Annotated in this window: 20 protein-coding genes; 8 read left to right on the top strand and 12 right to left on the bottom strand. The window is 66.9% G+C overall.

All coding sequences use genetic code 11. From position 1 onward, the window contains the following. Positions 1-28: 28 nt before the first annotated feature. Positions 29-478: a hypothetical protein gene (locus LH475_RS10045; protein WP_196843093.1), complete on the bottom strand. Its 450-nt coding sequence runs from the start codon at positions 476-478 to the stop codon at positions 29-31. Between the two features lie 193 nt (positions 479-671). On the opposite strand from LH475_RS10045, the gene LH475_RS10040 reads away from it, so the two are divergent. Beyond that, positions 672-920, top strand: coding sequence for a WhiB family transcriptional regulator (locus LH475_RS10040; RefSeq protein ID WP_123046689.1), 249 nt, complete (start codon positions 672-674; stop codon positions 918-920). 254 nt (positions 921-1,174) lie between these two features. On the opposite strand, the gene LH475_RS10035 is transcribed toward LH475_RS10040, so the two are convergent. From LH475_RS10035 to LH475_RS10020, 4 genes are all read right to left on the bottom strand, one after another. After that, positions 1,175-2,668, bottom strand: a complete 1,494-nt coding sequence (locus tag LH475_RS10035; protein WP_196843092.1) for a PAS domain-containing sensor histidine kinase — start codon at positions 2,666-2,668, stop codon at positions 1,175-1,177. A gap of 28 nt (positions 2,669-2,696) precedes the next feature. Continuing rightward, a complete protein-coding gene (locus tag LH475_RS10030; protein ID WP_196843091.1) occupies positions 2,697-3,959 on the bottom strand; it encodes a regulator in 1,263 nt (420 codons plus the stop codon). Continuing rightward, a complete protein-coding gene (locus tag LH475_RS10025) occupies positions 3,959-4,594 on the bottom strand; it encodes a hypothetical protein (RefSeq protein WP_297413764.1) in 636 nt (211 codons plus the stop codon). Before LH475_RS10025 ends, LH475_RS10030 begins: the two co-directional genes overlap by 1 nt. Positions 4,595-4,673: 79 nt before the next feature. Beyond that, a complete protein-coding gene (locus LH475_RS10020; protein WP_196843089.1) occupies positions 4,674-5,273 on the bottom strand; it encodes a hypothetical protein in 600 nt (199 codons plus the stop codon). Between the two features lie 132 nt (positions 5,274-5,405). On the opposite strand from LH475_RS10020, the gene LH475_RS10015 reads away from it, so the two are divergent. After that, positions 5,406-5,858: an Rv3235 family protein gene (locus tag LH475_RS10015; protein WP_196843088.1), complete on the top strand. Its 453-nt coding sequence runs from the start codon at positions 5,406-5,408 to the stop codon at positions 5,856-5,858. Between the two features lie 107 nt (positions 5,859-5,965). Here LH475_RS10015 and secA read toward each other — a convergent pair whose 3' ends face one another. The 6 genes from secA to mtrA form a co-directional block, all read right to left on the bottom strand. Continuing rightward, entirely contained in the window at positions 5,966-8,773 is a 2,808-nt protein-coding gene (secA, locus tag LH475_RS10010; RefSeq protein WP_196843087.1) for a preprotein translocase subunit SecA, read from the bottom strand. 137 nt (positions 8,774-8,910) lie between these two features. Next, positions 8,911-9,621 (bottom strand): ribosome-associated translation inhibitor RaiA, encoded by a 711-nt coding sequence (gene raiA, locus LH475_RS10005; protein ID WP_196843086.1) that lies wholly within the window; start codon positions 9,619-9,621, stop codon positions 8,911-8,913. A 121-nt stretch (positions 9,622-9,742) separates the two neighbouring features. Beyond that, on the bottom strand, positions 9,743-10,417 hold the full coding sequence (locus LH475_RS10000) for a phosphoribosyltransferase family protein (protein WP_196843085.1): 675 nt from the start codon (positions 10,415-10,417) through the stop codon (positions 9,743-9,745). A gap of 162 nt (positions 10,418-10,579) precedes the next feature. Then, positions 10,580-12,301 (bottom strand): LpqB family beta-propeller domain-containing protein, encoded by a 1,722-nt coding sequence (locus tag LH475_RS09995; protein WP_196843084.1) that lies wholly within the window; start codon positions 12,299-12,301, stop codon positions 10,580-10,582. Next, positions 12,294-13,886: an MtrAB system histidine kinase MtrB gene (gene mtrB, locus LH475_RS09990; RefSeq protein ID WP_334353625.1), complete on the bottom strand. Its 1,593-nt coding sequence runs from the start codon at positions 13,884-13,886 to the stop codon at positions 12,294-12,296. Before mtrB ends, LH475_RS09995 begins: the two co-directional genes overlap by 8 nt. 104 nt (positions 13,887-13,990) lie before the next feature. Then, positions 13,991-14,671: an MtrAB system response regulator MtrA gene (mtrA, locus tag LH475_RS09985; protein WP_196843082.1), complete on the bottom strand. Its 681-nt coding sequence runs from the start codon at positions 14,669-14,671 to the stop codon at positions 13,991-13,993. Positions 14,672-14,825: 154 nt separating this feature from the next. Between mtrA and LH475_RS09980 the strand changes: the two genes are divergently transcribed. Genes LH475_RS09980 through LH475_RS09960 form a run of 5 tightly spaced genes read left to right on the top strand, consistent with a single transcriptional unit; the run spans position 14,826 to position 20,377 of the window. Then, positions 14,826-15,962 carry a hypothetical protein gene (locus LH475_RS09980; protein ID WP_196843081.1) on the top strand — a complete coding sequence of 379 codons (1,137 nt, stop codon included), beginning with the start codon at positions 14,826-14,828 and terminating at the stop codon, positions 15,960-15,962. Next, on the top strand, positions 15,959-16,678 hold the full coding sequence (locus tag LH475_RS09975; protein WP_196843080.1) for a DUF4129 domain-containing protein: 720 nt from the start codon (positions 15,959-15,961) through the stop codon (positions 16,676-16,678). The genes LH475_RS09980 and LH475_RS09975 overlap by 4 nt, the downstream gene beginning before the upstream one ends. Then, positions 16,675-18,045 carry a DUF4350 domain-containing protein gene (locus tag LH475_RS09970; RefSeq protein WP_297413756.1) on the top strand — a complete coding sequence of 457 codons (1,371 nt, stop codon included), beginning with the start codon at positions 16,675-16,677 and terminating at the stop codon, positions 18,043-18,045. The genes LH475_RS09975 and LH475_RS09970 overlap by 4 nt, the downstream gene beginning before the upstream one ends. Continuing rightward, entirely contained in the window at positions 18,042-19,067 is a 1,026-nt protein-coding gene (locus tag LH475_RS09965) for a MoxR family ATPase (protein WP_196843078.1), read from the top strand. The genes LH475_RS09970 and LH475_RS09965 overlap by 4 nt, the downstream gene beginning before the upstream one ends. A gap of 2 nt (positions 19,068-19,069) precedes the next feature. Beyond that, entirely contained in the window at positions 19,070-20,377 is a 1,308-nt protein-coding gene (locus tag LH475_RS09960; RefSeq protein WP_196843077.1) for a DUF58 domain-containing protein, read from the top strand. Between the two features lie 25 nt (positions 20,378-20,402). Here LH475_RS09960 and LH475_RS09955 read toward each other — a convergent pair whose 3' ends face one another. Beyond that, positions 20,403-21,398 (bottom strand): stage II sporulation protein M, encoded by a 996-nt coding sequence (locus tag LH475_RS09955; RefSeq protein ID WP_196843076.1) that lies wholly within the window; start codon positions 21,396-21,398, stop codon positions 20,403-20,405. A 17-nt stretch (positions 21,399-21,415) separates the two neighbouring features. On the opposite strand from LH475_RS09955, the gene LH475_RS09950 reads away from it, so the two are divergent. Then, on the top strand, positions 21,416-22,282 hold the full coding sequence (locus LH475_RS09950) for an RDD family protein (protein ID WP_196843075.1): 867 nt from the start codon (positions 21,416-21,418) through the stop codon (positions 22,280-22,282). Positions 22,283-22,541 lie beyond the last annotated feature (259 nt).

Here is a 22,541-nt window from a genome sequence, read left to right as displayed (position 1 = left end):
AGCACAGCGCCGGTCAGCACAGCGCCGGTCAGTCGTCGTTGGGCTCGGGTTCGTGGCTGGTCGCGGCGACCACACGCGGGTTGAAGACCAGCACGAGCACGATGATCGACGGCAGCAGCAGCGCCCAGCCGACGTCGGGCCGGGCGTAGATGCCCTGAAAACAGCCGATGGCGATCATGACCTGCACGAACTGCCAGGTGACCGCGGCCCCGCGAATCCACGGACGCCCGCGCAGCGCACCGACGGTGATCGCGCTGACCCACACGGCAGCGACCACGGTGAGGGCGAACAGGGCGAGCGATGCTCCCACCGAGTTCGGGGTGGCACTGAGCAGTTCGAACACCCACCAGGCACTGAAGGCCCACAGGGCGAGCGCTTCCAGGGCGAGCAGGGCGACAAATACCCCCAGCAGGGGGGCACGGCGAAGCGCCCGGAGGTCGATCCAGGCGGGACGCCCTGCACCAGAGCCGCTCTTCACAGCGAAAAGCTACACAAAACTATTGATTTGATACCTCTATTATGGGACGATATTTGAGGCCCGGTTGACGCTCACAGGGACGTGAGCTGTTTCAACGCCGTAATCGCGCAGATCCCACTTTCCTGCAACCGGCCATGACCCGTGCAACTCTGGCCAATCGGCCGTGCACTCATGTAGTAAAAGGAGCATCCCTATGGACTGGCGCGATAAAGCTGCCTGCCTCACCGCTGACCCGGAACTTTTCTTTCCGGTTGGCAACACTGGACCGGCTGTGGACCAGATCGAGAAGGCCAAGTCGGTGTGCGCCCGATGCAGTGTCACTGAGGTGTGCCTCCAGTACGCACTCGAGACCGGTCAGGACTCGGGAGTCTGGGGCGGCCTGAGCGAAGACGAGCGCCGCGCGCTCAAGCGTCGTGCTGCACGCGCCCGCCGCGCCTCCTAGCCGGGCAGCACAACCACAGAACGCGAGCCTACGGCCATCCGGTACTCCCGGAGGCCGCGGGCTCGCTTTTTTGTGCCGTCCAGCCGGGTGCGGGATGGCGTGGTGTGGGATGGCGTGGCCTGGGGTGGGGTGGTGGGCAACGAACATCCACTCGCGGGCCCACGTTAGGCGAGTGGGCCCAGCATCTATCATGAGCCCGCGTTCCGGGCCCGGTTGCTCTCGGGACGCCAGGCACGGGACCGCCAGGGGCGGGGCTAGCCTTCCTTCATGAAACGCAGGGGGATCTCAATCGTGACCTCGGTGCCGCTGCCCATCATGGTGTGCCAGTCGATGGTGCCGCCGAGTTCGCCCTGAATGAGCGTGCGCACGATCTGCGTGCCGAGGCCCGAGCCAACCTTGCCCTCCGGGAGGCCGGCGCCGGTGTCGCGCACCATGACGGTGAGGGTCTCGTCGCTGCGCTGTGCTTCGATCGACACTTCGCCCTCACGCCCGGCGAGGCCGTGCTCGACCGCGTTGGTAACGAGTTCGGTCAGCACGAGCGCGAGCGGCGTCGCATAGGCGCTCGGCAGGGTTCCGAAGCTGCCGACCGACTTCGGGTGCACTGTCGTGTTGTGAGCGGATGCGACCTCCACCGTCAGCAACAGCACCCGTTCGAAGACGGCGTCGAAGTCGACGATCTGGCTGAGCCCCTCTGACAGCGTGTCGTGCACGACGGCGATGGCTGCGACCCGCCGCATCGCCTGGGTCAGCGCCTCGCGCGCCCGGTCGGACTGGGTACGCCGCGCCTGGATGCGCAGCAGCGACGCCACGGTCTGCAGGTTGTTCTTGACCCGGTGGTGAATCTCCCGGATGGTGGCGTCCTTGGTGATCAGTTCACGTTCTTGGTGGCGCAGCTCGGTGACGTCGCGCGACAGAATGATCGCGCCGACCCGTTCGCCGCGATTGCGAATGGGAATCGCCCGCAGCGACACCGTCACGCCACGCGCCTCGATGTCGGTGCGCCACGGCGCCCGTCCGGTGACGACAAGAGGTAGGGACTCGTCGACGACGGCGGTGCCGGTGAGCAGGCTCGTCGTGACCTCGGCGAGCGACTCGCCCTCGAGTTCCTCGGCGAAACCCATTCGGTTGAACGCGGAGAGCGCATTGGGGCTGGCGAAGGTGGTCTGGCCGTCGACGTCAAGCCGCAGCAGGCCGTCTGACGCGCGCGGCGCACCGCGGCGCGGCCCGGTCGGGGCGCCGAGGTCGGGAAAGTCCCCGGAGGCGATCATGGCGAACAGGTCGTTGGCGCAGTCGTTGAAGGTGAGTTCCTGACGGCTCGGCGTGCGCGCCTCACTCAGGTTGGTGTGGCGAGTGAGCACCGCCACCGGGGCAGCCGTCAACTCGGAACCGGTCGTACTCAGCCGTCGCAGCACCGGAATGGCGCGCACCCGGGTAGGAGTCTCCTCGTACCAGTCGGGGGCGGTGGTGTCGACGATCTTGGCGGTCTCGAAAGCTTCGGTGACCTGATTGCGCCACTCGACCTTGATGTGCCGGCCGACGAAGTCACGATAGAACAGGGTGGCCGCGCTCGACGGGCGCGCGTGTGCGACCGCGACGAAGCTGCCGGAGGTCGTCGGCACCCAGACGACGATGTCCGCGAAGGCGAGGTCGGCCAGCAGCTGGCCGTCCGCGACAAGCATGTGCAGCCAGTCCACATCCTCCGCGCTGCTGCGGCCCTGGGCAAGTACGAGATCACTGAGCGTCGACACTCTCCATAGCCTAGGTGTAACGGAGGCTTCACGTCGCCGGGGCGGCTTTTCGGCCGTGCCACCGCACGCGCCGCGGCATCCGCTCGGATTCTTGAGCCGGAGCGACGATCAGGTCCTCCAACACAAAACGACGGATGCTCACGCGAGCCGGGGATTTCGGGCTCGCGTCCCGCAGGGTGCGACCGGTCAACACCGCCGCATCGAGGGCGCCCTGGTCGTGTGGCACCAGGATGGGCGACTCGATTCCGCCGAACCGCAACAGCATGGCCGCCACCTGCCCGCGCGGATTCAGCCCGACCGCGCTCGCCCGCACCTGGTTCATCACGACGCTGAGCGTGCTTCCCGCGGTGACCTCCGTGAGGTCGCTCCAAGCGCGCAGAAATCGGGCCATACCCACCGGGTCGGCAAGCCCGCAGGCAACGACGTGGTCGGCCGCCCGCAGGGCGGTGACGGTGGCCGCGTTACGCCGGGGCGCCAAGATGTCGCTGGTGAGCTCTTCGTCGCTCTCCAGACTGAACCCGGTGTCCATCACCACGTAATCGACCCAGTGCCGCAACGCGTCGATGGTGCGGGTGACCCGCTCGGTCGACAGTTCCGGCCAGCGCGACGGTCGGCCGAGGCCGGTGAGTACCCAGAAGGCCCCCTTGGGCGAGTTATAGCGCTGCGCGATGCGCTCAAGCTCTGACTGGTTCAGACTGTCGCTGCCGGCCAGTCGGCACGCGGCGGCGAATCCGGGCGCCTCGTCGAGCATGCCGAGGCTCGGGGCGATCGAGGCACTGTAGGTGTCAACGTCGGCCAGCACCACGGTGTGTCCGGCAGCGGCGATTTCCGCCGCGATATTGATGGCGAGCGTGGTGCGGCCTGGAGCGCCGGACGGTCCCCACACCGCGATGACCGATCCGGTGTTGAGCGCGCCGCCGGTGAAGTGTCGCTCCCCCACGCGCAACGGAACGACGACGCCCGACACGAGCAGGTCTTCGATCTCCGACCAGTCGCACGGGATCGCGACCGTCTCGTACAGGCCGAGCGTGCCGGCGTGGCGTCGTTCCTGTTCCGTCGCGGTGAGCGCGACCACCCGGACGCCGCGTTCATCGCACGCAGCAATCAGCTGGCCGGTCAGGGATTCCCGCCGGGCGCTGACCACGACCACGTGCGGTTGACCGTGTGCCAGCGTTTCCAGAAATTCCCGGGCCGTATCGACGCGCGTGACCACACTGTGCCCGCAGTCGATGATGTCGGCCAGCATTCGTTGCTCGGTCGCCCGGTCCAGCACGAGCGCGAGCCGGGCCATTACGGCCCCACCGGGGTGTTCACGGGCACGATCGCGAGGGCATCACCGTTCATGATCGCTTCAAGAACCGCTCCCACGCTGGCCTTCGGTACGAGCATCTCGACGGATTGACCGTTGTCGGCGGCAATGATGCCGGTCGGTTCGACGATGCGGACGACGACGGCCTGCCCCACCAGAATCGTCGGCGGCGCGTATTCGCTCGGCCCGGTGGCCCGCGCCGACCAAATGTCAATAACGGAGCCCGCCTCGATGGACGCGGCCAGTCGACCGGGAACGTCGACGACGACACTCGTCACGTCGCTCCCCGACGATTCCCCGACCGCCGACCGCGCCACGAGCTCACCGGCCAGAATCGTCTGAGTGACCAGCAGACCATGCTTCAGCTCGAGCGCGGGCACGAGGTACAGCTCGGCGGCGCCGCCAAGCTGCACCCGAGTCTCGATGAGATCGGTTGACGTGAGTTGATCACCGACCGTCAGAGTGTGCCGTGCGGTGTAGACCGCTGTGGTGCGATCGCTGCCGGCGACAATCGTCCCGACCCCCGCGATCGAAGCGACGACGAGCACGAGGCCGATGACGAATCGGGGGTCGATCCAGAATCGGCGGCGCGTGTGTGTGGGACCGGGTGTTTTCATCCGTTACCTCGCTTTTTTCGAATTGTGGGGGGCTCCAGAGCGGCCGAGTGCGCAGCATTATGAGAAAAGTTGTCCACAGCTATCGCAGCCGGATCACGTAAATCTGCCAGAACGGCACGAGACGGTAGTGCAGCACCTCGGGGGAACGGCGTAACGTTCCGAGCGGATGCACCGCCAGGTCGAGATGGTCCCGCGCCACCCGATCGATGGTTCCGGCCAGAACACCACCGCGGGTGTCTAGTTGCACGGTGCGCCGTCTTCGGCAGAGGTCGCGCAGCACAAAGGGAAATCCGACGCGTTCGATCAGCTTTCCGTTGGCGGCGGACTCCACGGCGAGTGAGGCCAAACTCTGCTCCTCGGTGAGCAAGACACCGGCGATGGCCGAGAGCGGAATCACGCACTGCACCCGGCTGTTCCGCGCATCGAGTAGCTCGGCCGCGAGCCAGTCGCGGCCGAGAGTCGTGGGGCGAAGCGAAAGGGTCTCGCCGGACGCGAGCACGACGCGCAATCGCACGGTGCCGCCGAGGCCAGCGGAGCGCACCACGTTACTCAACCGGGTGCGCAGGGACAGCTTTTCCAAGCGCTGGCGCTCTTCGTGCAGGCGCAGGTCAGTGACCTCGGCGTGCAGCTCGCGTTCGAGTTGCCCTTCGAGGTCATCAAACAGATCATCCCAGCGCACACGTTGAAAATAGCCGACGCAGAGCATTCTCGCTCAAGTTATGCACAGGCTCTATAAGCGCTCGACAGCGTTGGGGCAAAGCTGCTTAGGTTGCGCACCAGAGCAACTGCACGTTCGATGTCAGGAGGAACGATGACGTCACCCGGTCCCGGACAATCGCCCGCCCATCAGCGGGAGCGCCACGTCGACGCCCGCGACGTCCGCCCACAACCAAGCGACATCCCGCATTCCCCCAGCACCGAGCACCTGCCGGAGGCGGAGCCCGTACTTCGTGCCCTGGCCATGCGCACCATCGAGGTGATCGCCGGAGCCCGAGACATCGAGCAGCTCGCGCGGTGGGTCACCGACGATGTCTATGCCCACCTGCTCATTCGCGTGTCGATCGCGGCGCGGGCCCGAGCCATCACGGGAGTGGTCGCCGAACGGCCGAGACTCTGGATCGACCGCGTCAGGACCTGGCCGACCCAGAGCGGCGGCCTCGACGCGGTCATCCTGGTGTATGACAAGCGTCGAGCGCACGTCATCGCGATGCAGCTGGAGGGCATCAACCACCGGTGGCGGGCCACCGCCATCGCCGTCATGTGATGCGGGCGTGGTGCGCCGGGCAGCGCGGCACGTCAACGGATGCCTCGCGACGGGCACTCGTCAGCACGGGCCCGTCACGGGGCACGCGGCAACGCGTGTTGCAGGTGCTAGGTCGTCTTTTTGCCGTGGGCGCGGCGCTCGGCCCGATTCACCGGAGCGGCACCCTCGGTCTTCTGTCCGAACGCTCCACGCTGGGGCGGGCCGGTTGCTTCGGCCGGCTCGTCGTCGCTGCCGGCGACCGTGGCCGAACGTCGTGCCCGGTCGGTGGCGGCCTGCTGAATCTGGCCGCGCTGGTTGCGCACTTCGATTCCGCCGGAATCGCTCGGGGCGGTGTAGCTGAGCTTCTCCTCGGTGGCGTCGGCCGGCGTGAGCCCCTTGGCCGCGACCACCGGCCCGGCAACGGCACCGGCACCGGCCGTGACCTCAACGTCCAGGTTGAACAGAAACCCGACGGTCTCTTCACGAATCTGGCCCATCATCTGCTGGAACATGGCGAAACCCTCGCGCTGGTACTCCACCAACGGGTCGCGCTGGGCCATTGCACGCAGCCCGATGCCGTCCTTCAGATAGTCCATCTCGTAGAGGTGGTCGCGCCAGCGGCGGTCGATCACCGACAGCACCACGCGGCGCTCCAGTTCGCGCATGGCTGGGGCCCCGAGGGACTCCTCGCGACGCGAGTAGGCGAGCGTGGCGTCGGAGAGAATCTCCCGGCGCATGAAATCGCGGTTGATCCTGCCCTTGTCGCCGGCCTCGGAGACGACCTCGTCGATGGTGAGTCCAACCGGGTAGAGAGTCTTGAGTTCGGTCCACATCGCGTCGAAGTCCCAGTCATCACCGTTGCCGTTGCCGGCGTGCACGTCGAGCACCTCGTCGATGACGTTGGTGAGGAAGGTCTGGGTGCGCTCGTGCAAGTCGTCACCCTCGAGAATATGGCGACGGTCGCCGTAGATCGCCTCGCGCTGACGGTTGAGAACGTCGTCGTACTTGAGCACGTTCTTGCGGATCTCGGCGTTGCGACCCTCGACCTGCGACTGGGCGCTGCGAATGGCGCGGCTGACAACCTTCGATTCGATCGCCATGTCGTCGGGCACACCCTGGCGTCCCATGAGGGCCTCGGCGGCGCCGGCGTTGAACAGCCGCATGAGGTCGTCGGTGAGCGACAGGTAGAACCGGCTCTCGCCCGGGTCGCCCTGACGTCCGCTGCGTCCGCGCAGCTGATTGTCGATGCGGCGTGACTCGTGCCGTTCGGTGCCGAGCACGTAGAGCCCGCCGGCGGCGACGACTTTCTCGGCCTCCATGGTGACTTCGGACTTCACCGCGGTGAACACATCGTCCCAGGCAAGCTCGTATTCGTCGGGGGTTTCAATCGGGCTGAGGCCTTTCGCGTTCATCTCGGCGACGGCCAAAAATTCGGCGTTGCCGCCGAGCATCACGTCGGTGCCACGACCGGCCATGTTGGTGGCGACGGTGACCGATCCGAGTCGGCCGGCCTGTGCGACGATCGCGGCTTCACGGGCGTGGTTCTTGGCGTTGAGCACCTCGTGACGCACGCCCTTCTTGGCGAGCAGACGCGACAGGTACTCGCTCTTCTCCACGCTCGTCGTGCCGACCAGAACCGGCTGGCCTGCTTCGTGCCGTTCGACGATGTCTTCCACGACCTGACGAAACTTGGACTCTTCGTTCTTGTAGATCAGGTCGGACTGGTCGATGCGTTGCATCGGCTTGTTGGTGGGGATGGCCACCACGCCGAGCTTATAGGTGCTCATGAATTCGGCCGCTTCAGTCTCGGCCGTTCCGGTCATGCCAGAGATCTTTGAGTACAGGCGAAAATAGTTCTGCAGGGTGACGGTGGCCAGGGTCTGGTTCTCGGCCTTGACGGCGACGCCCTCCTTGGCCTCGATCGCCTGGTGGATGCCCTCGTTGTAGCGGCGACCCATGAGGATACGGCCGGTGTGCTCGTCGACGATGAGCACCTCGCCGTTCATGACGACGTAGTCCTTGTCTTTCTTGAACAGCGCGTTGGCCTTGATGGCGTTGTTCAGAAAGGAGATCAGCGGGGTGTTGGCCGATTCGTAGAGGTTATCGATACCGAGGTAGTCCTCGACCTTTTCGATGCCGGGTTCGAGCACACCGATGGTGCGTTTCTTCTCGTCGACCTCGAAGTCTTCGTCGTTGACGAGGCGCTTGGCCAGGCTCGCGAACTCGTTGAACCAGCGGTTCGCCTCGCCGGACGCCGGTCCCGAGATGATCAGGGGGGTGCGGGCCTCGTCGATGAGGATCGAGTCGACCTCGTCGACGATGGCGAAGTAGTGACCGCGCTGCACCATGTCGCTGGCCTGCCATGCCATATTGTCGCGCAGGTAGTCGAAACCGAACTCGTTGTTGGTGCCGTAGGTGATGTCGGCCGCATACATTTCGCGACGCTGGGCCGGAGTCTGACCGGAGAGGATGCATCCTGTCGTCATGCCGAGAGCGCGAAAAACGCGACCCATGAGCTCACTCTGGTAGCTCGCGAGGTAGTCGTTGACCGTGATGACGTGCACGCCGCGGCTGCTGATCGCGTTGAGGTAGGCGGCCGTGGTGGCGACGAGGGTTTTGCCCTCACCTGTCTTCATCTCGGCGATGTTTCCGAGGTGCAGGGCTGCTCCACCCATGAGCTGCACGTCGAAGTGACGCAGACCCAGGGTGCGGATGCTGGCCTCGCGCACGGCCGCGAAAGCCTCGGGCAGTAGGTCATCGAGCGATTCGCCGTTGGAGTACCGTTCCCGCAGAGTGACGGTCTCGTTCTTCAGCTCGTCGTCGGTGAGCTCATGGAAGTCTTCTTCCAGCGCGTTGATGGCTTTCGCATAGTTTTCCAGCCTGCGCAGAAGGCGGCCTTCACCAACACGAAGAACCTTTTCAAGAATTGACGCCACGAATGTACTCCACTAGTCAAACGGTGCAGGCACGCACCGCGGCGGCCCAAGCGGACTACCGCAGCGCATGCGTGCGCCTCTCGTCTGGCAGATGCCAGAGCACCGACCTGGTCGGCGGCTAAGGCAATGCTAGTTGGTCAGTTGCCGCGCCCGCTGGCAACGGGCACAGCCTCCTGCAGCTCCACGCCCGAACCGTCGAGTTCGATGACTCCATAGTCCCAGCCCTTGCGGCGGTACACCACGCTCGGACGCTTGGTTTCAATGTCTTGGAATAGATAGAAGTCGTGGCCGACGAGCTCCATGAAGTAGAGGGCATCGTCGACGGACATGGGAGCCGCGGCGAACACCTTGCGGCGGATGACGACGGGGCAGTACTCTTCCTCGGCGTCGGCGTCGGCGACGGGGGCTTCCGTTTTCACGATGGGAATCGCGCCGGTGCGTACCCGTTCAAGCGTTTCAGGGTTGGCCGGCGTGATGTCGATGACACTGAACCCGACCGAGGATGCCTCTTGCAGGGAGGTGGGACGGTGTGCGCCGCCGCGGTGCACCTTCTTGCGGTCCTTGGCGCGGCGAACGCGTTCGAGTAGACGACCGAGCGCCACATCGAAAGCGGCGTACTTGTCGGAACCGTCTGCTTCGGCCCGCACCAGCGGGCCCTTGCCGATCAGGGTGAGTTCGACCCGGTCATTGCCGGCGGCAGCACCGTTCTTCTCATGGTGGCGGCTGACCTTGATCTCGAGCGCGACGGCCTTGTCGGCGAGCAGAGCGATTTTCTCGGATTTCTCCGTGGCGTAATCCCGGAAGCGATCTGTGATCCCAAGGTTGCGTCCGACGATATTAGTTTCCATGACGACCTCCAGTCTGGCGGACCGCCCCAAACCGGGCGATCATTGCGCGCCTTTGTGTCCACCGTAGCCGTGGCGGTGGGATAAGTCACAGTATTTGTCGATCAGTTTGTCAAGAGGGCGATTACTGGGGGCGCAGACGTTGTGTTTCCGCCAGTGTGGCCAGGCCGACGACGGTACCGCCCGCGGCGAACACGGCGCGGCGTGCCTCGAGCAGGGTCGCGCCCGTGGTCACGATGTCATCGACGAGGATCATCCGCGTTCCCTCGAGCGGTCGTCTCGCGACGAGGCTGTTTTTTTTGTTCGTGGCACGCGCCGTCCGGCCAAGTCCCACCTGGTCAAGGACCTCCCCGCGCAGCGAGAGCGCCGGGTACGGGTGCAGGCCGGCGCGGTGCAGCAGGGCATCGACCGGGTGGTAGCCACGCGCGCGCCAGGCCCGGCCGGACGAGGGAATGGTGACGAGCTGGATTCCGTTGCTGGCGCCGCTGCTGCGGGGCGCGGCAGCGAGCGCGGCCACGATGGCCGTTCGAAGCGGGGCCGCGAGCACGGCGCCGGCATCCGTTCGCCCGCCGTCCTTGTACGCGGCAATCACCTGGCGGGCCACCCCCGCGTAGGTGAGGGCCGACCAGATCACGGCGTCGTCGCGGGTGACCGGGTGCACACCCGGCACGAGCGCCCGTCGGCAGGCCGCACACAGAGCGCGGTCGACGGCGCCGCAGCCGCTGCACTCGGTGGGCAGCAGGGTCGCCCAGGCATCCCGGCCCGCGCCGGCCAGACGATCGCGCAGCCATCGGCTCATGAGGTCAGTGTGAACCGGGATGCCGCGGTGTGTGCTGCCAGAGCGTGCAAGCGGTGCACACGCTCATCTGTTGCCGTATGGGGAGGAGGCGCCGGGGGCGGCGCGTGCAGGCTGGATCGGTCCACACGGTGCTGGGCCGAGGCCGACCCCGTACGGGCCGGTCTAGCCGCCCAGGCCCTGCTGGGTGGCGAGCAGGGCCACGTCGTCGATACGGGTTTGCCAGCCCGCGCCGCGTTGCACGTCGAGGCTGCCGGTGTCGGTGAGGGCGCGCAGGGCGCGCACCGAGTTGCTTCCGACGATGAACCGGCTGCTCGCGGGGGATTCCAGAATGGAGCTGACTCCGCCGATATGTTGCGCAACGATGCGTGCCTCGCCGCTCGGCAGGGCGCTGAGCGACGCGACGGTCAATTCGTCGATCCAGGTCGCATCGAGGCCGACCCCGCCACCCGACGCCAACAGCACCGGCGCGCCGATGCCGGTCGGCGCTGCACCCGTGCGAGTGATGGAGGCGACGACGAACCGGGTCTCGGAGCCGGTGCCGAGCAGCGCGATCAGTCGGGCGCCATCGCGGGAGATTTTCAGGGCAGTGATCGACGTGGCCTCCGGCCAGGGCGTGGGCAGCACGGTCGCCTCCCCCGCGGGGCTGTAGACGACGAGGGCGCTCGGATCATTCGCCGGCACCGACCAGACGAAGCGGTCGTTGTCGATCGACGGCGCAAGCAGCCCCGCCCGCGAATCAAGCCGTTCCGGTTTGCCGCCGGCCCGCACGAGGTAGACGCCGTCGTTCCCGAGCACAGCGGCCGATCGCTGGCCCGATGCGAGCGTCACTGCGGTCGGGGCCAGCTGGGCGATGGTGTCGGACAATCCGTCGAGCGGCGTGACGCTCTGCCCGGTCGCGGCGAGAAAACCGAACTCCCCACCGAGCAGCACGAGCGCCCGGGCGTCCACACGCGGATCGATGAGGGGAGCCCCGGACTGGAGATCATCGATCGCCAGGGAGTTCTGGTCGATGGTGATATCGACCGTCAAGCCGGTCGGCAGGCTTGCCGCCAGCTGCGCCTTCATGCGCTGCAGGGTCTGCCGGTCTGCGTTGAGCGCCTCGCTGTTCAGGTCGACCATGGCCTGGCGCCCGACGACCTGCACGGCATCGGCGGTGAGCTTGGAGCCCTCGGGGAACGCGGTGGCCACCGCGCCGTTCAACCAGGCGCTCGGCCCGTTCAAGACGGCGTTGACAAGTTTGGTGGGAGCGGATGCCCCGCGCGGAAACCAGCGCAGGTCCGGAACGAGAAACCGGAAGCCCGGGTCATAGAAGTAGACCGGCTGGGCGCTGAACACGTCATTGAAGGTGTTTTCGTCGATCACGGTGCCGTTCGGGGCCGCGCTGATGCGCCACTGGCCGCCGATCTGCTGAAATTCGTACCGCAACGGCACCGGGCTGGCGTCGACCTCGCGGTATTCCCCGGTCTGGTCCACTTCGGCGATCGGCGTGACGGCCACGAGGGTGGCGCCGTCGTCGATGACCGTCAGGGTGCGCCCGAAGCCGTTGTCGACGGTGACGCCCGCGGTGGGATCCCAACTGGTCCGAAACGCCGGGGCCAGGAATTGGCGGGCGATGTCGTAGTTGTTTTCGGGGCTTGAGGAGGCATCGATGAAGCCGCGCAGAATGGAATCCGTCGAGGCATCCTTTTGCGGCAGCGCCGGGAGAAAGACCGGGGCTGGATTGTCGTCGGGGGCGATGTCGTTGCCGGCGTGCACCGCACCGTCCCGCGGAATGCCGGTGCAGCCGCCCACGCCGATGGCGAGACTGATTGCTATCACCAGCGCCCAAATGACGCGCCGGGTGCCATCTCGCATGGTGCGGCCGAGGGATCTGCGACTAGTCATGCTGGCCTCCGCCCAGTCCGCGCCCATGCCCGGCCTCACCGAGGGCGGTCATGGTGACGTCGGGCGGCAGCGGGATTGGTGACGATTCGAGCAGGCCTCCCGTCGTGCGCGGCAGGGTCAGTCGAAAGCAGGATCCTTCGCCGGGACTCGACCAGACCTGCAGCCAGCCGTTATGCACGCTCGCGTCTTCGCGGGCGATGGCCAGCCCGAGTCCGGTGCCGCCGATCGTGCGCTGACGTGACGGATCGGCCCGCCAGAACCGGTCGAAGACGTGCGCGACCTCGGCTTGGCTCATGCCGAGCCCATAGTCGCGCACGGCGAGCGCGACCGCGTTCGCGTCGCTGTCGACCGACACGACGACCGGTTTGCCCTCACCGTGCTCGATGGCGTTACCGATGAGGTTGTGCAGCACCCGGCGGATGCGCCGCGGATCGACGTCGGCGTTCAGATGTCCGCCCGGCGCCATCAGCCGCAGGTCGCTGCCCTTGGTTTCGGCGAGGGAGCGCAGGCTATCGATGGCGTCTTCGGCGAGATAGACCAGGTTGGTCGGTTCGCTCTCCAGCTCGACCGACCCGGCGTCGTAGCGACTGATTTCGAGCAGGTCGCTGAGCAGCAGCTCAAAGCGCTCGACCTGGGTGTGGAGCAGTTCCGCGGTGCGGCCGGTCGCTGGCGGAAAACTCGCCCGCTGGTCGTACAGAACATCACCGGCCAAACGGATGGTCGTGAGCGGCGTGCGCAACTCGTGCGAAACATCCGACACAAAGCGTTGTTGCACCTCGGACAGGTCGGCGAGTTCACGAATCTGACTCTGCAGGCTGTCCGCCATGCCGTTGAACGAGCGTGCAAGGGTGGCGATGACATCCTCGCCCTTCTCTGGAATGCGCACTTCGAGGTCGCCGGAGGCGAGCTTCTGGCTTGTCTCGGCGGCCACCCGCAGCGGCGTCACGACGAAGCGCACGACGATCCACGACACGGCGCCGATCAGGAGCACGAGGGCGACACCGGCCACACCGAGGGTCTGCTGCACGAAGAGCAGCGTTGCTTCGGCGTCTTGCAGGCTGTACGCAATGTACAGCTCGTAGCGGCCGGCCACCGGAACCGCGATCTGCGAACCGACCACGATGCCGGGAATGGTCGTGGCGTCGTCGCCGGTCAGGGTGACCGACTGCCAGAACTGATCACCGTTGTGGGCCTGCACCTCGGTGCGCAGTTCGGTGCCGATCACGCCGGTGGATTGCCCGAACGTCGACGAATCGAGGGGCACGGCGGTCGACGGATCCTGGCCGGGTACCCGCAACACGGCGACCAGCCGACTCGACGAGGCTGCGGAGATCGAGGTGCGGGCAGAACTGAGTAGGTTCTGCACCTGCACCCGGTCGGTGGCATCGGAAGAATCAAACAGGCTCTGCGCGGCGCTCGCCGCGCGGTCCGACTCCAGCAGCACCTGACTGAGCCGTGATTGAAACAGGTCGTTGCCGATACTGACCGACATGTACACGCCCACCACGAGAATGGCCAGCCCGGAGAGGGCGACCGAAATGGTCACCGTGCGAAATTGCAGCGAGGAACGCCAATAGGCGCGCACCCGTCTGGGCCAGTTGCGCGGTCTGTTCCAATAGGTCAGCGGCGGCACGGTGCCCTGAGCCGTTTCTGTCGGTGTCGCCTGGCGGTCATGCCGGTCCTGATTCTCTAGCTGACCGTGCCGGCACGGTAACCGACGCCGCGCACCGTCATGACAATCTTGGGATTGTCGGGATCGTGCTCGACCTTGGCGCGCAGCCGCTGCACGTGCACGTTCACGAGCCGGGTGTCGGCCTTGTAATGGTAGCCCCAGACCTGTTCCAGCAGCATTTCGCGGGTGAAGACCTGCTGGGGTTTTGAGGCGAGGGCCAGCAGCAGGTCGAACTCGAGCGGGGTGAGATTGATCGCGGCCGTTCCGCGGGTGACTTCGTGACCGACAGCGTTGACCACGAGGTCGCCGATGTGCAGGGCGAGCGCACCATCCGCCGCGGGCGGCCGCAGCCGGGTGCGGATGCGGGCGACGAGTTCCTTGGGGTTGAACGGCTTGACCATGTAGTCGTCGGCACCGGACTCAAGCCCCTTGACCACGTCGGTGGTGTCAGATTTGGCGGTGAGCATGATGATCGGCACCCCCGATTCGGAACGGATCAGCCGGCACACCTCGATGCCGTCCAGGCCGGGCAGCATGAGGTCGAGCAGCACCAAGTCTGGCTTCTCGGTGCGAAACGTTTCGAGGGCGAGCGACCCGTCCGCGCAGAAGCCCGGATTGAAGCCCTCACCTTGCAAAACAATACCGATCATCTCGGACAGGGCGGTATCGTCATCGATAACCAAAATACGTGCGGTCATGGGTCTCTTTCCAGAACAGAGTTGTCGTGTGTTCTGATTGTGCGCGGGGCAGATTGCCCGATAAGTAGGTCAAAGTCTGGCATAAGAGTAGCTGAGCGCGCTGACAGAGTGACTGCACGCGCATTTCTTGATCGACCTGTGCCAGCATGGAATCGTGACCGACCCCTGGCAAGCCCCCGACGCCCCCGTTTCACCACGCTTCGGGGAGTTCTCGACGCCCACCTCGCCGCACCAGAGCGCTGATCCGGGCCGGGGTTGGGCGCCTCCGCCGAAGCCGGGATTGATTCCGCTGCGGCCGATCGGGTTCGGCACGCTGCTCGGGGCATCGTTCCAGGTGTTGCGCCGCAATCCGAAGGCAACCTTCGGCAGCGGTCTCATCGTGCAGGCGGCGATCATGCTCGTGACCGTTGTTATCGTCGGTCTCGTCACTTTCTGGGCTATTGACCGCATCGACAGCGCCCCGCTCGACCAGCGGGATGCTGTCACCGCCGGATCGGTGCTGGCCGGCGTGCTGTCCCTGATCGTTCCGGTGGCGCTGTCGCTCATCGCCTCCGCTCTTCTTCAGGCCGTCATTGTGGTTGAAGTAGCCCGCGCGACCCTCGGCGAGAAACTCCGGCTCGGCGCACTGTGGCGCAGGGCCGCGACGCGCCTCTGGCCGCTCACCCTGTGGACCCTGCTGCTGACCGTCGCACTGCTTCTCGGCGTGGCCGTCATCGCCGCAATCGTCGTGCTGCTGGTCAGCGTCGGCGATGCCGCCGGCATCGTGGCCGGCGTTCTGGTCGGCGTCTTCGGCGGCCTGCTGCTCGCGGCGGCGAGCGCGTTCCTGTATACCAAAACCAGTGCCGTGCCGAGCCTGATCGTGCTGGAGAAGCTGGGCGTGCGGGCATCCGTTCTGCGATCGTGGTCGTTGACGCGCGGCTATTTCTGGCGCACCCTGGGCGTGCTGCTGCTCGTTGGTCTGATTGTGCAGGTGATCAGCCAGATCGTCACGACCCCGGTCACGCTACTGTTCGGCGTGGGTACCGTGCTGGTGGACCCGACCGGCGCGTTTGCTGACCAGTCGTCGATTATCAGCGTGGTCGTCAGCCTGATCATCGCCATCCCGGTGGCGGCGGTCGCAGCCGTCGTGCAATCGGCCGCCGTCGCGCTGGTTTACCTCGACCTGCGCATGCGCAAGGAGGGCCTCGATCTGGAACTGGCCCGCTACGTCGAATCGGCCGCGCAGGGTGCAGACGTGCCCGACCCGTATCTGGCGCCGGCCGCTTCCGGCACGGGGTACTCGGCGGCATGACCGCGTTGGGCCTGGCGCAGCTCGGATCACTGCTCGGATCAGGGGTCGACCGGATCACGTTCTCCGTGCCGGGTGACGTGCCCGTGGTTCCCGACGCGCCCGGCGCCCGACAGTGGCTGCGCGAGGAACTCTCCAAGGCTCCCTACGAAGCGGCCCGACCCACGTGGTTCGACCGGGTGTCGCAGGGTTTTCTGGACTGGATCAATTCACTCAACGTCAGCGGCGACGGCAGCCTGCAGGGTTGGCTGCCGGCTGTCGCGATCATTCTGGTGCTCGCGGCCCTCGTGGCGGGCTGGCTGCTGTTCGGCGCTCCCAGACTGGCCAGGCGACGCCAGGCGGCGAGCGACCTGTTCGGCACGATCGACCAGCGCAGTAGCGCCGAGATGCGCACGGCGGCCGGTTCGGCGGCCAGCCGCGGAGACTGGAGCCTGGCCTGCGAGGAGATTTTTCGCGCCCTGGCGCGCGGCCTCGCCGAACGCACGGTGCTCTCGGTGACGCCCGGCACGACCGCGCACGATTTCGCCGTGCGGGCCCGCCTCACTTTTCCGTCGAGGGGTCCGGCCCTGGCCCTCGCGGCGCACACCTTTGACCGGGTACGCTACCTCGAGCAGGCCGCAACAGAGCCCGACTACCGCGCCCTCGCAACGCTCGAGGCCGAGCTCCGAGCGGCTTCTCCCGTCACGCTCGCCCCGCTGGCCGAGGCAGGCCGGTCATGAGCGCAACACAATTTGGTTCGCAAACGGACACCGCTGCCCGCGCCGGCGGTGCGGCCGGCGGTTCCGGCGGTTCCGGCGGTTACGGCGGTTTCGGCGTCGGTGCGCCCCCCGTCACGACCGTGGCAACGCCGAGCCTGCGCGCCGTGCTGCGCCGCTCCTCATTCTGGGTTATCGCCTTCGGCTGTATCGTGGCCGTCGCGGTAGTCGCCGTGCTCGTGTCTGGTGGCAGTAACGTGGCGGGCCGGGCACTGGCTGGCGACAATCCGGCGCCGGCCGGTTCGATGGCGCTCGTGGAGGTGCTGCGACAGCAGGGGGTCACGGTGACCCTGGCCAACTCGCTGGCCGAGGTGCGCGACACTGTCGGCAACGATTCGACCGTTTTCCTGTATGACGAGAACGGCTACCTCGACGGCGACCAGCTGACCGACCTGGCCGGCCTCGCCGCGCGCATCGTGGTCGTCGCGCCCGATTTTCTGTCCCTGCAGGCGCTGGCCCCGACCGTGGGCTTCGGCGGCGTGTCCGACGCGGAGTCGCTCACGGCGAATTGTGCAGTACCTGCCGCGAACCGGGCCGAGGAACTGTTGCCGGGTGGGAATACCCTCTCGATTCCCGAGGCGGCTGAGCATCCGCTCGTCACCGGCTGTTTTGCCAGCAGCACCGACACCTTCTCGCTGGTTCAGGTGGAGCACGACACGACCGGCGCCATCGTCTCCCTCGTGCCCGACGCCCGCGTGTTCAACAACGAGAACGTGACCGGTTATGGCAATGCGGCGCTCGCCCTCGGGCTGCTCGGGCCGAGCGACTCGCTCATCTGGTATTTGCCGACCCTGGCCGACCTTCCCCGCACCGGGCCGCCCTCTCTCTCCGAAATAACGCCCGGCTGGGTCAGCCCCGCACTCGTGTTGCTCGCACTCGTCGCTGTCGCCGCCGCCTTCTGGCGCGGCCGGCGGTTCGGACCGCTCGTGGCCGAGAACCTGCCGGTCACGGTGAAGGCGAGCGAGACCATGGAGGGTCGCGCCCGTCTCTATGCGCGCAGCAACGCACGACTGCGCGCGCTCGACGCGCTGCGCATCGGGACCGTGCAACGCCTCGCCCGGGCTGTGGGCCTCGGGCGCCTCGCGCATCTGGAGGACGTCATCGGGTCGGTCGCCGTGATCACCGGCAGCGCGCCCGAGGGGGTGCGCCGGGTGCTGGTCGACGAGATCCCCCGCTCCGACGCCCAGCTGATGGCACTGTCCGACGCCTTACAGGCCCTCGAGCACGCGACCGGCCGGGCCGTGCGGGCCGGGGCGGTGCCCGCTGCAGAGGTGTCGGCATCCGCTTCTCGTGAATTTGTATCCCCTCCAGCCGAAAGAATGGACCCATGACGACTCCCGCAACACCCATCACGCCCACCGACTCGCCCACTGATGTGATTGCCACCGTGCCCACGGAGGATGCCGCCGCCCTGCGCGCTGCGCTCAACCGGGTGCGCACCGAGGTCGGCAAGGCGGTCGTCGGGCAGGACGGCGCGGTCACCGGACTGATCATCGCCCTACTCGCCCGCGGCCACGTGCTGCTCGAGGGCGTGCCGGGCGTCGCCAAGACCCTGCTCGTGCGCACGCTCAGCCACGCGCTGAGCCTCGACACCAAGCGCATCCAGTTCACGCCCGACCTGATGCCGGGCGATGTGACCGGGTCGCTCATCTACGACGCTCGCGCGGGCGAGTTTGACTTTCGTCAGGGTCCGGTGTTCACCAACATCATGCTCGCCGACGAGATCAACCGCACGCCGCCGAAGACGCAGTCTGCGCTGCTCGAAGCGATGGAGGAGCGGCAGGTCAGCGTCGACGGCGAATCGCTGAAGCTGCCGGAGCCCTTCATCGTGGCCGCGACCATGAACCCGATCGAATACGAGGGCACCTACACACTGCCCGAGGCGCAGCTCGACCGGTTTCTGCTCAAGCTCGTGCTCGAGGTTCCACAGCGGGTCGATGAGATCGAGGTGCTGCGACGTCACGCGGCCGGATTCAATCCGCGCGACCTCGCCGGTGCCGGAGTGAGCGCGGTGCTCGGCGCGGCCGAACTCGCGGCGGCCCAGGCTGCGGTGTCTCACGTCGGATCCAGCGCGGACGTGCTCGCCTACATCGTCGATCTGGCCCGCGCCACGCGCACGAGTCCCTCGGTCAAACTTGGTGTCAGTCCCCGCGGAACGACGGCGCTGCTCGCCGCCGCGAAGGCGTGGGCCTGGCTGAGCGGCTATGACTCAATCACGCCCGATCACGTGCAGGCCATGGCGCTGCCGGTCTGGCGGCACCGCGTGCAGCTGCGCCCCGAAGCTGAACTCGAGGGTGTCTCGGTGGATGCCATTCTGCGCGGCGTTCTGCAGCAGGTTCAGGTTCCGATCTAGCGATGACTCTCACCGGACGGTTCGTTCTTCTCTGCGCCCTCGGCGTGGTGCCCATCGTGCTGTTCGGGCCCGACCTCGTGGCGGCCGCCGGCGTGCTCGCGCTCTGGCTGCTGCTGGTGCTCGTGCTCAGCGGCATCGACCTTGCTCTCGCGGCCTCGCCGCGCGCCGTGACGGTACAGCGGATACTGCCGGCCCGGGTGCGGCTGGGCGAATCGGTCACGAGCGAGCTATACCTGACCAACACCGGGCGGCGGCGTCTGGTCGCCGTCGTGCGGGATGCCTGGCAACCGTCGGCGGGCGCCGGCCGCAATCGCAACCGCGTCGTGATTCCGCGCGGGGAACGGCGGCTCGTCTCCCTCACACTCACGCCGTTTCGTCGCGGAGAACGACGGGTCGAACAGGTGACGGTGCGGTCGCGCGGACCGCTCGGTCTGTGGAACCGCCAGGCGACGCTGAATGCGCCCGGGCGCATTCGAGTACTGCCGCCGTTTCACGCCCGAAAACACCTCCCCTCGAGAATCGCGAGGCTCAAAGAGCTCGACGGACGCACGAGCGTGATGGTGCGCGGGCAGGGCACCGAGTTCGACTCGCTCCGCGAATACGTGCGCGGTGACGATGTGCGCTCGATCGACTGGCGGGCCACTGCACGGCGCAACGACGTGATGGTGCGCACTTGGCGACCGGAACGGGATCGTCGCGTTGTCATTCTGCTCGACACCGGTCGCACCGCCGCGGCGCGCGTGAACAACGAACCTCGGCTGGACACTGCATTTGAGGCCGCCCTGCTGCTCGCAGCCCTCACCTCGGTCGCGGGAGACCGGGTGGACTTTCTCGCCTTTGATCGCCGGGTGCGCGGCCGGGTGCAGGGCGCCAGCGGCGCGGCGTTGCTCTCGCAGATGGTTGATTCCATGGCTCTCATCGACCCGGAACTCATCGAGATGGACTGGGCGGCTGTTCCCGGCCAGGTGCGCGGCATCACGAGCCAGCACGCCCTCATCGTGGTACTGACGTCGATCGACGCCGCGGGCGCGTCGACGGGGCTGCTCTCGGTGCTGCCACAGCTCACCAAACGGCACACGGTGCTCGTGGCCTCCGTGCTCGACCCAGCCACCGTCGAGGCGGCAGCGACCCGCGGCGGACGCGCTGAGATCTACCGCGCAGCAGCAGCGGAACGGGCTCTGCTCGACGTGGCACGCGTGTCGGCCGCCATCCGTCAATTGGGAGCGGATGTTGTCACCGCCTCCCCCGCGCAGCTACCGCCAGCCCTGGCCGACCGGTACATCGCGTTGAAGGCTGCCGGCCGGCTCTGACCCAGGCGGCGCGCCGGGCAGCCCGTCAGGCAGCGTAGATGCGGGTGCTGCCGGCCTCGAACTCGCTCAGGTCGCCGGTTTCACCGGCGCGCGTGGCACGGCCGCCGAGCACGATCACGTAGGTCAGGAATGCGCCGAGCGCGACAGCTCCGATGCCGATCTTGATCGGCCACGGCCAGGGCTGCGGGGTGACAAAACCCTCGATGATGCCCGAGACCAGCAGCACAAAGACGAGGCCGATCGCCACCGTGAACAGCGCTCGGCCGTCTTCGGCGAGTGCCTGCCCGCGTGTGCGTGCGCCGGGCGCGATCCAGGCCCAGAAGATGAGCAACCCGCCGGCCGCGGCGAAGAAGATCGCGGTGAGCTCGAGCAGCCCGTGCGGAGCGATGTAGAGAAAGAACACGTCGCCCTTGTCGTAGGCGAACATAATCGCGGCGGTGGTGCCGAGGCCCATGGCGTTCTGCAGAATGATGAAGGGCACGTAGACGCCGACGATGCCGAAAGCGATGCACTGCGCGGCGATCCAGGCATTGTTGGTCCAGACGAACCCGGTGAACGACGCCGCAGGGTTCGCTGAGTAGTAGCCGACGAAGTCCTTGTTGGCTAGCTGGGCGAGTTGGGCATCCGTTCCCAAATTGGCCAGCACCCGCGGATCGTTGTAGGCCCAGAACGCGTACAGCCCGGCGACCACGAAGGTGACCACGGCGACGGCGAGGGTGAGCCAGCGCAGACGGTACAGGGCCGCCGGCAGCTGGACAACGAAGAAGCGGGGAATCTGCGCCAACAGATTGGCACTCACCCCGGTGAAACGCAGCCGGGCCCGGGACAGGCCGACCGACAGCCGGTCGCCTTCCAGAGTCGAACCAGCAGTCGACTTGATCGCGGAGAGCTGGGTGGCGCCGGCCTGATAGCGCTCGATGAGCTCGTCGGACTGGGCACCGGTCAGATGCCGCCGGGCCCCGAGCTCGGTCAGGCGATCCCAGTCGGCGCGATGCGCGGCCGTGTATGCGTCTAGATCCATCTGGTTCAATAGTAGACATGACGGAGACCGCGCGCCCCACCGATCGTGCCGACAGTCACAGTGACGACCTGAGCCGCGACGACGAGCTCGTCACCGGCGAGGCGGTCGCGCTCGACGTGCGACCGGCCAGCGTCATTCTGCGCGCCGCTGGCTCGATCATCGACACGGCGGCCTATGTGGCCCTGTACCTGCTTTTTGTCCTGGCTTTCTTTCTGGGCCTGGCTGAGTCCACCGATGCGGCGCTCACCCAGGCGCTCTCGATTGCTGCCCTGGTCTTCTCCCTGCTGATCGTGCCGGTACTGGTCGAGACCCTCACGCACGGCCGATCCCTCGGCAAGCTCGCCATCGGAGCTCGCATTGTGCGAGACGACGGAGGAGCGATCTCCCTGCGCCACGCGTTCATTCGGGGCCTCACCGGCGTGCTCGAGATCATCATGACCCTCGGCGGACTCGCTGCCACCACGGCACTGCTCAACGGCCGCTCAAAGCGCCTGGGCGATCTGCTGGCCGGCACGTACAGCCAGCACGAACGTGTGCAGCGCAATAAAGAAGTTCCGCGCCCACTGCCCGAGGCGTTGGTCCCCTGGTCGCAGACCGTCGATATCGCCCGGCTGCCCGACCGGCTGGCGCGTCGCGTCGCCCAGTACCTGCGCCAGTCGTCACACCTGACGCCGCTCACCCGCGAACGCTTGGCCCAGACCCTGGCCGCGGAGGTCACCCCCTTCGTCTCCCCACTCCCCGACGCTCCGGCCGAGTTCTTTCTCGTCGGCGTCGCCGCCGTACGCCGCGACCGCGAGTACACCGCTCTTCTCCTCGAGCGCGAGCGCCTGGCCCGTCTCTCACCGGTCTTGACCGGCCTCCCCCACGGCTTTCCCGACCGCTAACTGAAACAGCACCGCCGCGCACCGAGTGCCCAACTGTTGGTCGACCAATGGAGACACTCGACCGACGGGAGCTATAGGACGACCAGCGTGCAGGCCTGTGGCCTGGCGTCTTCATGTTGTGGGCGGGTGGTGAGATGTTCGCGGGGATCGGTGTTGGTCTCAGCGTTCTCACGACCCCGGGCGCAACCTGAGAGAGGCCGCTCGTGGGCGGGGCGTTAACGCAAGAAAGCCACCCCGTGAGGGATGGCTTTCCTGTTTG

This window comes from Cryobacterium sp. (genome assembly GCF_026786305.1).
In the GTDB taxonomy this organism is placed as follows: domain Bacteria; phylum Actinomycetota; class Actinomycetes; order Actinomycetales; family Microbacteriaceae; genus Cryobacterium.
The sequence above is the reverse complement of the archived record's forward strand: the minus strand, read 5'-3'. Positions and strand labels throughout refer to the sequence as shown.

What these genes read in the sequence shown, in the direction of transcription:
- LH475_RS10040 (WP_123046689.1), top strand. Translation starts at nt 672, where the DNA reads ATGGACTGGCGCGATAAAGCTGCCTGCCTCACCGCTGACCCGGAACTT.
- LH475_RS10030 (WP_196843091.1), bottom strand. Translation starts at nt 3,959, where the DNA reads ATGGCCCGGCTCGCGCTCGTGCTGGACCGGGCGACCGAGCAACGAATG.
- LH475_RS10025 (WP_297413764.1), bottom strand. Translation starts at nt 4,594, where the DNA reads ATGAAAACACCCGGTCCCACACACACGCGCCGCCGATTCTGGATCGAC.
- LH475_RS10015 (WP_196843088.1), top strand. Translation starts at nt 5,406, where the DNA reads ATGACGTCACCCGGTCCCGGACAATCGCCCGCCCATCAGCGGGAGCGC.
- raiA (WP_196843086.1), bottom strand. Translation starts at nt 9,621, where the DNA reads ATGGAAACTAATATCGTCGGACGCAACCTTGGGATCACAGATCGCTTC.
- LH475_RS10000 (WP_196843085.1), bottom strand. Translation starts at nt 10,417, where the DNA reads ATGAGCCGATGGCTGCGCGATCGTCTGGCCGGCGCGGGCCGGGATGCC.
- LH475_RS09995 (WP_196843084.1), bottom strand. Translation starts at nt 12,301, where the DNA reads ATGACTAGTCGCAGATCCCTCGGCCGCACCATGCGAGATGGCACCCGG.
- mtrA (WP_196843082.1), bottom strand. Translation starts at nt 14,671, where the DNA reads ATGACCGCACGTATTTTGGTTATCGATGACGATACCGCCCTGTCCGAG.
- LH475_RS09975 (WP_196843080.1), top strand. Translation starts at nt 15,959, where the DNA reads ATGACCGCGTTGGGCCTGGCGCAGCTCGGATCACTGCTCGGATCAGGG.
- LH475_RS09970 (WP_297413756.1), top strand. Translation starts at nt 16,675, where the DNA reads ATGAGCGCAACACAATTTGGTTCGCAAACGGACACCGCTGCCCGCGCC.
- LH475_RS09965 (WP_196843078.1), top strand. Translation starts at nt 18,042, where the DNA reads ATGACGACTCCCGCAACACCCATCACGCCCACCGACTCGCCCACTGAT.
- LH475_RS09960 (WP_196843077.1), top strand. Translation starts at nt 19,070, where the DNA reads ATGACTCTCACCGGACGGTTCGTTCTTCTCTGCGCCCTCGGCGTGGTG.
- LH475_RS09955 (WP_196843076.1), bottom strand. Translation starts at nt 21,398, where the DNA reads ATGGATCTAGACGCATACACGGCCGCGCATCGCGCCGACTGGGATCGC.
- LH475_RS09950 (WP_196843075.1), top strand. Translation starts at nt 21,416, where the DNA reads ATGACGGAGACCGCGCGCCCCACCGATCGTGCCGACAGTCACAGTGAC.